Genomic DNA, 12,927 nt, shown 5'->3' on the forward strand with positions numbered 1-12,927 from the left:
ACTATGGAGATAGTGCAAACACCTTTCAACAGCAGCTTACATGCTCAGAAAAGCACAAATTTAAAAGGAGGTTAAAAAAAATGCTTTTGGAAGATCCGGTATTTGCGAGCCGATTTTTAACGTTGCTTACCCTCTCCTTCCACATTATTTACGCAACGATTGGGGTAGGAGTACCTTTAATGATTATGATTGCCCAGTGGATCGGCATCCGGAAAAATGATGAACATTATATTTTGATGGCGAGACGGTGGGCAAGGGGCTTTGTTGTTACCGTTGCTGTCGGTGTCGTTACAGGGACGGCAATTGGACTTCAGCTTTCCCTCCTATGGCCGAGATTTATGGAATTAGCTGGCCAAATTATCGCCCTGCCGTTATTTATGGAAGTGTTCGCCTTTTTCTTTGAAGCCATCTTTTTAGGTATTTACCTTTATACTTGGGATCGTTTTGAAGATCAGCGAAAACATTTGCTTCTTTTAATTCCGGTGGCATTAGGCGCTGGCATGTCCGCCTTTTTCATTACCGTCGTCAATTCCTTTATGAATACACCCCACGGTTTTGACATTGTCGATGGACAGCTTACAAACGCCAACCCGATTCTTGCCATGTTCAATCCGGCCATGCCGACAAAGGTTGCCCATGTGCTTGCCACGGCTTATATGACTGTTGCCTTTATGCTTGCAGCTATTGCCGCATTTAAACTTCTGAAAGGATCTGGCCATGTTTACCATAAAAAGGCATTAAACATGACAATGAAAATCGGTCTGATTTTTGCTATTGCAGCAGCAATTATCGGTGACTTTTCCGGGAAATTTCTGGCAGTGTATCAGCCGGAAAAATTGGCTGCAGCTGAATGGCATTTTGAAACAGAAGAAGGGGCACCCCTTCTGTTATACGGATTACTCGGAGATGACAACGAAGTGAAAGGCGCATTAAAAATCCCATACGCCTTAAGCATTCTCGCCTTTGGACATCCGATGTCCGAAGTGATTGGTTTAGAGGAATTTCCGGAAGAAGAAACACCGCCTCTTGCTGTTCACTATTTCTTCGACCTGATGGTTACCATTGGCGTGTTTATGATTTTCTTAGCCCTCGTTTATTGGATTGGAACGAGATGGAACTGGGAATTCGTTAAAGCAAAATGGTACCGCTGGCTCATCGTTTTGGGCGGCCCGCTATCTTTTCTCGCCATTGAAGCCGGATGGTGGATGGCAGAAGTAGGAAGGCAGCCATGGATTCTCCGCGGCATCATGACCGTGGAGGAAGCAGCGACAACGAGTGACTATGTCGGCTTAATGTCCATTTTGTTTGTCGTTCTATATATTGTATTAGGAATCGGCACGATTGTCGTTCTTCGCAGGCTGTTCAAAAATAACCCGGTAGAAAAAGAACTGGCCAATGCAAAAGGCGGTGACAAAGCATGACATTAGAGATTCTCGGAATAACGGTGTTGTGGACCTTTCTCTTCGGCTATGTCATTGTCGGTTCCATTGACTATGGCGCAGGATTTTTCAATGCCTATAGCATTATGACAAAAAAGGAACATGTATTGTCAAATATCATTCAACGGTATCTCTCTCCTGTTTGGGAAGTGACCAACGTCTTTTTCGTCTTCTTTTTCGTCGGGGTCGTCGGTTTCTTTCCGCAGACCGCATACTATTTTGGAACCATTTTTCTTATACCAGGCAGCATTGCACTCCTGTTGCTCGCTGTCCGCGGTTCCTACTATGCCTTTGAAACGTATGTAAGCAGGGGGCATAAAGGGTATGCCTTTATGTACGGTTTATCGGGATTATTGATTCCTGCTTCCCTTTCGATTGTATTGACGATATCAGAAGGCGGCTTTGTCCACATTGAGGATGGAAACCCGGTTCTCGATTATTGGGCATTGTTCACCAGTCCGTTATCCTGGTCCATCGTCGTGTTAAGCATCGTTGCCGTTCTTTACATCTCGGCGGTTTTCCTCACCTGGTACGCAAATAAAACGGGGGACCGGGACGCAACGGAGCTGATGCGGAAATATGCGCTCTTTTGGGCGGGTCCGCTGATCATTACTGCTGGCGGAATTATCTATGAATTGCGCTTTCACAATCCTGCCCACTACGAGCAGCTTCTCGGTTTATGGTGGATGTTTGCCCTTTCCTTCATCCTTTGGCTGGCAACGGTATGGTTCTTATGGAAACGGACAAATTATGCTGCTGCCGTATGGCTGTTAGTCGGCCAATTCGCCTTTGCGTTTTACGGTTACGGAATTTCCCATTTTCCTTACTTGCTTTATCCGGTATTAACCGTACATGAAGGGTTTACAAATAAAGCAATGGCAATTTCTCTCGTTATTGTGTTTATTCTTGGTCTTGCACTGCTGATTCCTTCCCTATATTTATTGCTAAAATTATTCCTCTTCGATAAAACGTATCTGAAAGGAAAGAATAAGAAGGAGTGACCGAAATTGCTCAATGATTTTCTTATGTTTATCGCTCCGTTTGTTGTGATTTTCGCTGCAATTCTGCTTGCTTTCCTCGCTGCTTTTCGGAGCGACAGCATATCTTAATTAAAAAATTCCCATGCCGTTACATGGGAATTTTTTTCTTTGTGGCAGGACATTTTCATTTGGAAATTATCCATGATAAAATACACTTCTCTCAATTTGTTTCATATCGTAAAAATATCCTTTTTTCTCCATTAATTCCGTGTAAGTTCCCGTTTCAACGATTTTCCCCGCTTCCATGACAATAATCTGATCCATTTTTTCCAGTCCTGTAAGGCGGTGGGTAATCAGCAGCAGTGTATCCTCCTTCGCTGCTTCAAAAATTGCTCTATAGACAGCTTCCTCTGTCAGCGCATCCATAGAGGAGGTCGGTTCATCCAAAAACCACATTGGAGCCTTTTTTAACAGAGCCCTGGCAATGGCCAGCCGCTGCTTCTCCCCTCCGGATAAATTCGCCCCTTTTTCCAGTACCCGATCCTGCAACTGAAAGTGATTGAGTTTTACCTTTGCCAATATTTCCTCCATTCTGGCATCTGTCAATCCATCCTTGGCAATCGCCAAATTGTCCCGTATCGTTCCATAAAAGAAATGATTTTCTTGCAAAACCACATTGGCGTTTTCCCAAATACTTTCTTGGGAATAATAGATTGCATCCTCTTCGTTGAAATACACCTTCCCCTTATAAACCGGAAATATTTGCAACATAAGTTGCATTAACGTTGACTTTCCTGAACCGCTCGGACCAACGATAGCAGTTTTAGACCCCGGAGGAAGTGCTAAGGAGACATTTGATAACGTCTTTCTTGTTTCTTCAGGAAATCTGAAGGATACATCTTCTATTCGAATAAAAGGAGATTTCTCCAGCTGCAGTCGGGCGTTTCCCCATTCCCTTGCTTTTTCTTCTGTGAAAATGCTGTTCAATCGAATTGCTGCTTGTCTATTGTCCTCAAGAAAACTCGGCAAAACCGCCATGCCCCTTGTATTCTCAAAAGCGGTTAAAGCAATAAGGACAAACATCGCAAGAAAAACCCCATCTAACTGATTGGTGGTGACGAAATAGGCACCAACAGCTAAGACCGCAAACGAAATAAGCAATGAAAAGAAAATATTTATCGATTCAGCAAATTGTTTGTGTATCCCTTCTCGTTCCCGCTCCGCTTCATACTTCTTGGCAGCTTCTTGGAGTTGCCCAGCTTTCTCCTCTATTCTCTGATAAATTTTTAAATCCCGAAAACCGTACAAAAATTCGGAAGCCTGTGTCGATATATCTCCCCGGCTTTTTCTAACACTATAGTCAATTTTTCGTTGTTTCCAACCGATGTATGCCGGTATTAGAAATGCGGCAAACAGAAATCCGGCAAGGATAATCATTGTTAACCAAAACGAGAAAAAGCTTGTAAAGAAAATCGTACTAATAAACACAAGCATCAATACGACGGGCGGATAACAGACACGAAGGAAAAAATGCTGCATCGTCTCGACATCGCCGACAATTCGAGCCAATAAATCCCCGCTCTGAAATTGGCGAAAAATTGCCGGAGTCCGTGCCTCAATTTTTTCGTAAATATGAACCCGCAATTGACTTAGCATCGTAAACGTTCCGCGATGGGAAAAATACCGTTCCCCATACCGGCTCAAGGCAGATATGATTCCTAACAGCTTCACCGATGCAACAAGAATCATCAGCGTATATAACGGCGGCTGCAATGCAGATTTAGAAATTAAATATCCGCTCAAGGAAAATAGTCCGATGGCGGTAATCCCTGCTATAAAACCGCATAAAACGGAAAGAGCGATATCTTTTTTTTCCACAAACATTACTTTCATAATAGCGAATAAATCTTTCATTATATTGCTCCTCCTTGCTGAACGGTTACCATTCGGCGATAGGATGTGTTGATATCCATTAATTCTTCATGGGTGCCGGATGCAATTATTTTGCCATTGTCTAAAAAGATAATTTGATCAGCCTGCTGGATCGTATGGAGCCGATGGGCAACGGTAATTAATGTAGAGCGGGCAGCAAGTTCCTCGATAGAAGATTGCAAGAAACGTTCTGTTTGCAAATCCAAGCCGGTTGTCGGTTCATCAAAAAGAATAATGGAAGGCTGTTTCAAAAATGCACGGGCGATGGCGATACGCTGTTTTTCTCCGCCGGAAAGCCCTCTACCGCCTTCCCCGATGAAGGTGTCGTATCCGTTCGGGAGTGAGCCTGCTAATGCGGAAATGCCGGCTTTTTCTGCCGCCTCTATTACTTCCTCCTTTGTCACGGTTTGATTGCTTCCTAATGTAATGTTGTCATAAATCGTTCCTGCAAATAGGTACGGCTCTTGGGAAATATAGCTCAGTTGATTAAACCAGGATGATTCACTGTATTTGGAACGCAGTTTACCGTTGACCGCCACTTCTCCTTTTAACGGCGGGACGAGACCGGCAATAAGATGCAGCAAAGTAGTTTTCCCTGATCCTGTTGCACCGACAATTGCCACCTTTTCCAGCGGGCGGATTTTCATATTTATATTTGATAACGCAAATTCTTCATTACCTGGATAGCGAAAGTGGACGTTCTTTAATTCGATGGCTGGCGGCTTCTCGCTAATGAATTTTTCCTGTCCCCATGTTACAGGCTGAACCGAATTCGCAAATTCCCCCTCCAGTTTTTTTGCCGCTGCCATACTTTCTTTTGCAGAATGAAAGGCACTTCCCAAATCTTTTAATTTTGTATAAAACTCTGGTGCCAACATTAACATCAGAAAACCGGTATAGAAAGACAAGTCCTGAAAAACGATCATTCGAAGAGCTACTTCCAATGCTACCAACCCGATGCTCAGCATGGAGACGAATTCCAGGACGAGAGAATTTTGAAATGCAATTTTTAGCACTTCCATCGTCGCATTCCGGAATCCGATACTGCTAGTTCGGATCGCTTCCTTTTGCCTGGCTGATTGGCCGTACAACTTTAAAGTAGTCAGTCCTTGCAGCGTATCCAAAAACGCTCCGGAAAAACGAGACATCTCTTCCAGCTGTTCTTCCGTTTTATCCTTCGTTTTAAACCCTATGACAATCATAAATATTGGGATAAAAGGTGCAGTAATTATAATAATGATGCCTGTAGCAACATGTTCGGAAAAAATAACGAGGAGAATAATAATCGGAATAATCAACGATTGGAAGACTTGGGGAATATACCTGCTAAAATAACTGTCCACTTCATCCACGACGTCTACCAGTGCACTTATCTTTTGCCCGGTCTGGCCTTGAATGGTCCTTTGAACTGGATTCAAAGAATATTGACGAACAATTGCATCACGCAGTTCTCGCTTTACTTTAGCAGCCATCTTCAGTCCTGTTTTTCCGCTTTGGTACTGAAAAATCGTTCTAGCAAAAATAGCAGCAAAGAGGCCGATTAGAAGGTTGACAATTTCCGAAAAGGCGGTACCTTGAATAAAAATGCGGTCAATTATCGCAACGAGCAAATAAGCTTGGCTGACGATTGCAACCCCGCTTAATACTGCATAAAGTGCGAGGAAAACCATTTTTTTCTGTTCTTTTTTCGCTAAAGCTTTCAAATCGGCCATCCTTATATCCTCCTGAAATATAGTGAACTCTTTCACAAAATTATACCGAATAAAAGAAATGCTTGTAAAACATTTGCCTTCCATATTCTCCATTGTTTTTATTATAATAAATGCAAAAAAGGATGTGAAAAATGCTCTGTAAACCGCGAATAAAGTCAAAGGAACTCCTTATTTTCGAATCCCTCAACAGCCGGATGAATTTTAAGGAAAAATTTGTACAGCATTATACTAACTTGAAAAAGGGATATGAAGGTGAAGTTTTGTTTGATTCCTACATCGAAAAACTTCAATGCGATTGCCTTATCCTGCATGATTTATTATTGGAAGAACAATACGGTTTTTCAAATTGATACTTTAATGATTTCCCAGGACAGGATATATTTTTATGAAGTGAAAAATTATGAAGGAAACTATTTTTATGAATCCGGAAAACTTTTTAAAAAACCAAATTTAGAAATAATGGACCCGCTAATCCAACTAAAAAGAAGCGAATCTTTGCTTCGGCAACTCATTCATAGCCTCGATATTCATCTCCAGATTGAACCTTTCATTGTTTTTGTCAACCCGGCTTTCACCCTTTATCAGGCACCCGATAACAAATCGCTTATCTTCCCTACACAAATTAAAAATCATATACACCGCTTAAATACTGCCCCATCTAAAATTGAGGAGAGACATAGAAAGCTTGCAAAACGTCTGCTTTCCATGCATATCTCCGATTCTCCGGAGAACAAACTTCCAAATTATCATTACGATAAATTGCAAAAGGGATTAATTTGTCCAAATTGCCGAGCATTCATTGAAACAATTGGAAAAAGAAAGTATGTTTGCACATTATGCAATCACGAAGATTTACTTGATAACGCTGTTTTAGACAGTATTAAGGAATTCAGCATATTGTTTCCCGATGAGAAAATTACTACGAAAATTATATATGACTGGTGCCGTATTGTTCCTGAAAGAAGAATCCGTAATATTTTGCTCAAGCATTTCACCAAAGTCGGACACCATCGCTGGTCCTACTATATTTATAAATAACGATACCCCCTGTTTCGTTGAAATCAGCTAGGGAATCTATTTCTCGGCTGATTTTTTTCTTTTTTCTTCTGAAATCGGCCGTGACAAACCCTCTCTCGGTCGATTCTTCTAACTTTTCCCCAGAAATCGGCCGTGACAAACCCTCTCTCGGTCGATTCTCCTAACTTTTCCTCAGAAATCAACCGTGACAAACGCTCTCTCGGTCGATTCTCCTAACTTTTCCTCGGAAATCGGCCGTGACAAACGCTCTCTCGGTTGATTCTCCTAACTTTTCCTCGGAAATCAACCGTGACAACTGCTCTCTCGGTCGATTCTCCTAACTTTTCCTCAGAAATCGGCCGTGACAACTGCTCTGTAGTTTTTCTCCATGAATCTGGCATGATTACCCCGCTTCCGTCAAATTAATACTGACTCAAATTCTTCTATTTTCGTCATCATTCCACCCTGAAATGTCAATTTTTCTTGCTTTTATCCTAATGCTTCATATATAATCAATTAAAAATCCATATATTAGCAATGAAGAAGGCGCAGTACAATTTGCCCGCTGGTTTAAAGAGAGCTTGTGGCTGGTGGAAACAAGCACCATGGTAAATTGGAATTGGACTTTGGAGCTTGTAATCGAAAGAGAGATCCTATATAAAAATATAGGATAATTAGGGTGGCACCGCGGGGCATGTGTCATAAAACCACAAAATTTTTTAATTAAAGAAGATAATTTAGACCATATTGTTATAGAATTTACAACTAGAAGCGGGTGATTATACCCGCTTTTTATTATGACTAAGTTGATTAGAGTTGCCGCTGCGTGCGAAACATAATACCATCTCTCTGCAAGTTGATAACAACTGGTTATACCTAAAAACTATTTAACTATTTAACTCCAATTTATTAAAAAGATATTCCGCTACCAAACCAATACTTTCTATAGCAGAAAGTGCCTCTTCCTTAGTTAGGATTGATAAGAATGGCCTACCATGTCCTGTTCCTTCTTTGTTTCTCAATTTATTTATTGAACATGCAAGTTCATATAAGGCTCTTTCAAATCTTTTTATGGCTGGTTCAGGTAAATTACTGTCTATTTTGTCATGTGGGGTAGCCGACCCAACCATCATAAACGCTTGTCCAAGCAAGGTAGGAAAGTTGGCTTGCGTCGGGTAACTTCCCATCTTTTTGAGGATTATATAGGCGGCTACTGCTTCCATTAAGTCTTTCCCTGTTCCAGCTACTAAGGCTGCATCTTCAATACCTTGTTTAGCACGACGAATATAGGTATGCAGGGCCTCACTCATTTCTTTTTCAGAAAGGTTGTCCAAAATTACTGGTTGAATCTCTCCATCTATCGTCAAAATGTAACCAGTAGATTTAAAAGCCTGCATCAAATTTTCTATCTGCTCACGTCCAGTATAATTTATGGAATTTTCTCTAAATCCTCCCGAAGCCTTCACTACTGAGATAACACTTTTTACAAGTTTCTCTCCTTTTTTTATATCGTTCTCTAATGACCAATAAAGAATGGCTCTAATCCTTTTAGCTTTTCCAACATTCCGACCTTGATTCTTAGGATCTACATCCCAAAGTTCTGCCTTTTGTACTATGAAATCCAGATCTGAATGACTTGGGTCTCTTCTATTTGTTGCTTGCGAATCGTCAATTAATTGTGAAAGTGATATAGCAATTTCATCCGTTAAAGAAGCTCCTTGCATGATAAACCCTCCATGTTCTAATTATTGAATATTATGGCATGCATTTTTTCATTTAACGTTTTGTTATAAACCATAACCATAGTAACAAAAGATTTTGAAGGTACTTGCTAGTATTCAAACAAATTATTAAACGTAAATAAATTTCAAGCAACTACCCTTTTCATATTATTCAGACATAAATCATTAAGATTACCTTTGAAACCCTTTTATTCTGTCAATAACCTTTAATACTGGTGCATCTTTTACAACCGCTGGAATTACAGGTTCATCGGTAGGTAATATTGCTAGAGAAAGATAACTTTCCTCATCTATCTCCCACGCATTTTTTATTTCAATTTCGTTCTTTAAAATATTTAATTCCTTATTCATAGATAAAGTTTTATTTTCATTAATCGAACTAGGAAACATGATATACTTCCCAACTTTTTTATATGCTTCAATAAACATATTTAGATTGACATGATTACTAGGTTCCATTGTTATAATACGTGCTGGACTCATTATTAAATTATTAGACGTAATATTATTCTTTCTTATTATATTTTCATTAGCGGTAAATACAACCCTATAATCATAAGGCTTATTTCTATTCACCCCTTTTACTATGCCAACCCTAATATTGTTCTCTGTATCAATATTTCCTACTTTCTCAATCCATTCTCTAAATATTTCTTTACCAGCTTTACCATAAGAAAACATTGGTGAAAACACCGGTAAAGGCGTAGATTCTCCAGTAAAGTAAACACCCTTCCATTTGGACTTATCCCATAAAGGTATATTGATAATATCTAAAGTTTCTATATCGGACTGTTTAGTATTTTCTATGTTAAATTCTTCTTCAGATGGTTTCTCATATTTAACATCCATTGAATCGTTATTCTCTTCTTTTTCTTCATTTATAAGAGTATCTACTATATATATAGGTTGCTTTCTTTCTAATGCAAATTCCGAGTCATTCTTTTCAACTACACTAGTGACCGTAGGTGTTTTTTTACTAAAATATTCAAATACTATTGATGAACTACCTGTAAAATTGATTGCTCTGTCTAAGGCACTATCTTGCTCAAGCATTTCCTTAACTGCATTATCAAATGAATTAAGATTAACCAATTCAACCATTAATTGAATTGTTACATCCTTAATAAATTCTTTTACTTTCACCTGAACTTCAGGCGTATTTACTTCCGGATAACTTGAACAAGTTATGAAAAATTCTGGCTTAATACTATCTTTATCCTTATTTATTTCTAATGTAAACTCATCCTGTTCGATAAACTTAATGTTTATTTTGATTTCTGGAATAAATGAATGTATTTTATCCACTGTTCCTGTGGAGAGAAAACCTTCTATAGATCCTAGTAAACTCTCACCAACTTCAATACACGGAAATTGAATATCAGAGATAATATTTATTTTACAGCCGATTATCTTACTGCTTAACCAATAACTATTTTGGGTACCATACCAAGGTTGTCCCACCAATTGTAATCTGGCCGGTTGATTGTACCACTTAGTTATAAAATCTTCCATCGCTTCCGTATTATTATCGAAAGAATTACTAAATTCTTCATCTACATGCCCTAGACAATATTTTATAGCTATAGATGAAAATTCTAATCCCCACTCCTCTAAATAATTCGGAAAATATGAAAGTTTATTTAAATCATTAAAATCTGTCCTAAATATTTGTATACCCAAAATAAAATCATAATTGTATTCTTGTTCTACAATGTCTTTTAATTCACTTTCTGGATTATTTGATAAGTACAGGTTAATTGCAATTTGTTCTAACTTGTAAAACTCAGTTGAGTGAATTAATCTTCCTAATTTCAACTCTATAAACTTAATGCTATTTAGACTTCCAATTAGTGCCGGATTCACTTGACCCAAGTTAAAATACTCATTAATAGAAAGGTGAAATGCATTTAAATAATAACCACGCGCTGCCCAATTTAAATCTACACTCTCAAACAATTGTCCCATTAATAATAAAGCCCGTGTTAATTCTTTTTTGCTTTCGTCCTTAACTATTTTCACTATCGCTCTTCCCAAATAACGAATAGCAGTGTATGGTTTATCTTTCATTAGTTGTTCACTTCGGATTATTAACAACCTTGCTGCTTCAATTTCTGATTTTCTTTTGACACTTATTGAAACTAGATGTTCAAAAAGTGTATCATAATTTTTCGCTTCTTGATATATAGGGAGTTCCGTAACTATTCTCTTTATAGTTAGGAAATTGAAATCTAATGATTCTTTCCCTCTTTCTAGAACTTCAATAAATTCATCTACTATTTGATCTATATCTCCACCCATAAATAATTTAACATTTATGTAATTTGCCTTTGCTTGTATTGCTGCATTGGGTCTAGTAACATCTGATATAATTCTTTGATATTCTTTCTGTAGGACTGTAGTATGTTCTTCAAAATTAAAATTATATTTCCCATCTTTCGCAATTGAGAATAAATTCATCCAAAGATTGGTTAATCTTTCTAGGTCAAAAACATTAGAACCTCCAACAACTAGAGATTCAAAATTACAATATTTCAAGTAAAAATCATCAAAGTCCATGTACCACCAATACATAGTCCACGCCCATTGATAAAAACATTCTTTTTTCTGTACATGTGTACCATACTTATTAGTTATATTCTGTGCTCTTTCAAATCGCCCAGATGTTTCTATATTTGGAAGTTCCAATTCTCTGCTAATTATCGCAGCCTCCAGAGCCTTTTCTGAAAGTATGTGATAATTTCCATTTTCAATATCTTCTTTTATCTGTTCTTCAACTTCATCTAGTCTCCTTCTTTTCGCATAATCCCTACTCCCTACTTCATCAGTTTCTCTAAATCTATCTGAGATATTAAAACTCTCAACTGCAATTTTTTCGTACTTACCACTAAATACTTTTTCGAGTAACCACATTTTATCAAGTATTCTGATATTAACTTCATATTTTTCCCTTAACTCATCCTCAGTAACTGCTCTTTTTTTATCAGAAATAAACTGGTTACTCATAAAGTAAATAACACTATAACCCCTTCCTGTTTCTACAATTTTCTTAACATCAGATTTTACCTTACTTCTCCAATCTTTCTTTGCACTAATGGCAAAAGCCCATCTTTCTTTAGAGGCCTCTCGTCCAACCCCGCTGTACCAAGATAAGGCAATGTCATCCGAAACCGGATAGGTTTCAGTATCTACTTTACTGTCTCCTCCACCAGTAGGACCTGTTTGAATGATTAGATTTGGACAAATCTCTTTTTCCGCTATTTTTCTACAAAAGTTTTCAAATTCCTTTTCTTGACTTCTACTTGTCAAAGTTTCCAAATAGTAATCAAACATTTCCTTATTCAAATCAATTTTGGTTATGCTCTTTGAATCAGAAAATTGCTCAGGATATAGATTTTTGTAGAAATCGTATGGTGTTTTCATGGTAACCCTCCTCGTCATCTTAACTAAAACTATAACTCTATTTAACCAATAAATCGAAGAATAATATATTAAAAATGATTGAAAATTACATAGTTCAACACTGTTTCCTTATTTGTTTTTCGTCCTGCTAACTATTAATCATAATTTCTTTTATTTTATGGTGTTTATATCGTTTAATCTGCGACATCATACTGTAGAAGTAGCACCTTTAACCATCAATAAATTGTCATCAACAGGCTCTTCTCTAAAAGGCTCAAAATATGCCATATTTCCTGTTTTGGGACTGTTTGAGCCATTTAAAAATAAATGTTGATTTTTTTCGGGTATCTTGTAATTTCTTCTTTTTTTTAATATCTGAGATGATAGTAAAAACTATTTCCATGATACGAAATTAAGTGAAAAAAATGATTGAACCTGAAAAAAATGAAATAAATGAACGATTAGTAACCGTTAATAACCATTTTAAACATTACTAACAGTTAATATCATTATAATGGATTTAAATAGTTATAAGGAGAGTGTAAAATATTTTGTGTAAATAGAAATGCACTAAATAATGTTCATAGAAAAAGTATAATGGACCCAAGATTTTAGACAGCAAGAAAGGATATGTTAAGGTAGGTTTATGAAACAAAAAAGGAAACGATATTCACCAGAATTTAAAGCACAAGTTGTATTGGAAATT

At 37.8% G+C, this 12,927-nt stretch carries 8 protein-coding genes; 4 read left to right on the plus strand and 4 right to left on the minus strand.

Annotation, left to right across the window (positions count from 1 at the left end):
• Positions 1-80 precede the first annotated feature (80 nt).
• The 3 genes from IEV18_RS09360 to cydS are packed head-to-tail and all read left to right on the plus strand — an operon-like array spanning position 81 to position 2,548.
• The gene (locus tag IEV18_RS09360; RefSeq protein WP_188392130.1) at positions 81-1,421 is read left to right on the plus strand and encodes a cytochrome ubiquinol oxidase subunit I; all 1,341 of its coding nucleotides are present in this window, start codon (positions 81-83) and stop codon (positions 1,419-1,421) included.
• Entirely contained in the window at positions 1,418-2,440 is a 1,023-nt protein-coding gene (locus IEV18_RS09365) for a cytochrome d ubiquinol oxidase subunit II (RefSeq protein ID WP_188392131.1), read from the plus strand. The genes IEV18_RS09360 and IEV18_RS09365 overlap by 4 nt, the downstream gene beginning before the upstream one ends.
• A gap of 6 nt (positions 2,441-2,446) precedes the next feature.
• Positions 2,447-2,548 (plus strand): cytochrome bd oxidase small subunit CydS family protein, encoded by a 102-nt coding sequence (gene cydS / locus IEV18_RS17590; protein ID WP_373281907.1) that lies wholly within the window; start codon positions 2,447-2,449, stop codon positions 2,546-2,548.
• Positions 2,549-2,614: 66 nt separating this feature from the next.
• Here cydS and cydC read toward each other — a convergent pair whose 3' ends face one another.
• Positions 2,615-4,333, minus strand: coding sequence for a thiol reductant ABC exporter subunit CydC (gene cydC, locus IEV18_RS09370; RefSeq protein WP_188392132.1), 1,719 nt, complete (start codon positions 4,331-4,333; stop codon positions 2,615-2,617).
• On the minus strand, positions 4,333-6,063 hold the full coding sequence (cydD, locus tag IEV18_RS09375; protein WP_188392133.1) for a thiol reductant ABC exporter subunit CydD: 1,731 nt from the start codon (positions 6,061-6,063) through the stop codon (positions 4,333-4,335). The genes cydC and cydD overlap by 1 nt, the downstream gene beginning before the upstream one ends.
• Positions 6,064-6,327: 264 nt before the next feature.
• Here cydD and IEV18_RS09380 point away from each other — a divergent pair, with 264 nt between their 5' ends.
• Positions 6,328-7,101 (plus strand): nuclease-related domain-containing protein, encoded by a 774-nt coding sequence (locus IEV18_RS09380; protein WP_229733617.1) that lies wholly within the window; start codon positions 6,328-6,330, stop codon positions 7,099-7,101.
• A gap of 866 nt (positions 7,102-7,967) precedes the next feature.
• Here the strand turns inward: IEV18_RS09380 and IEV18_RS09385 are convergent.
• Both IEV18_RS09385 and IEV18_RS09390 read right to left on the minus strand, forming a co-directional pair.
• Positions 7,968-8,804, minus strand: coding sequence for an abortive infection family protein (locus IEV18_RS09385; protein ID WP_188392134.1), 837 nt, complete (start codon positions 8,802-8,804; stop codon positions 7,968-7,970).
• A gap of 189 nt (positions 8,805-8,993) precedes the next feature.
• Positions 8,994-12,242: a hypothetical protein gene (locus IEV18_RS09390; protein WP_188392135.1), complete on the minus strand. Its 3,249-nt coding sequence runs from the start codon at positions 12,240-12,242 to the stop codon at positions 8,994-8,996.
• Positions 12,243-12,927: the final 685 nt, after the last annotated feature.

Source organism: Compostibacillus humi (assembly GCF_014637175.1).
Lineage (GTDB): Bacteria > Bacillota > Bacilli > Bacillales > Amphibacillaceae > Oceanobacillus > Oceanobacillus humi.

Excerpts from the sequence above, each read along its gene's own strand:
- IEV18_RS09360 (WP_188392130.1), top strand. The coding sequence starts at position 81 with ATGCTTTTGGAAGATCCGGTATTTGCGAGCCGATTTTTAACGTTGCTT.
- IEV18_RS09365 (WP_188392131.1), top strand. The coding sequence starts at position 1,418 with ATGACATTAGAGATTCTCGGAATAACGGTGTTGTGGACCTTTCTCTTC.
- cydC (WP_188392132.1), bottom strand. The coding sequence starts at position 4,333 with ATGAAAGATTTATTCGCTATTATGAAAGTAATGTTTGTGGAAAAAAAA.
- cydD (WP_188392133.1), bottom strand. The coding sequence starts at position 6,063 with ATGGCCGATTTGAAAGCTTTAGCGAAAAAAGAACAGAAAAAAATGGTT.
- IEV18_RS09385 (WP_188392134.1), bottom strand. The coding sequence starts at position 8,804 with ATGCAAGGAGCTTCTTTAACGGATGAAATTGCTATATCACTTTCACAA.
- IEV18_RS09390 (WP_188392135.1), bottom strand. The coding sequence starts at position 12,242 with ATGAAAACACCATACGATTTCTACAAAAATCTATATCCTGAGCAATTT.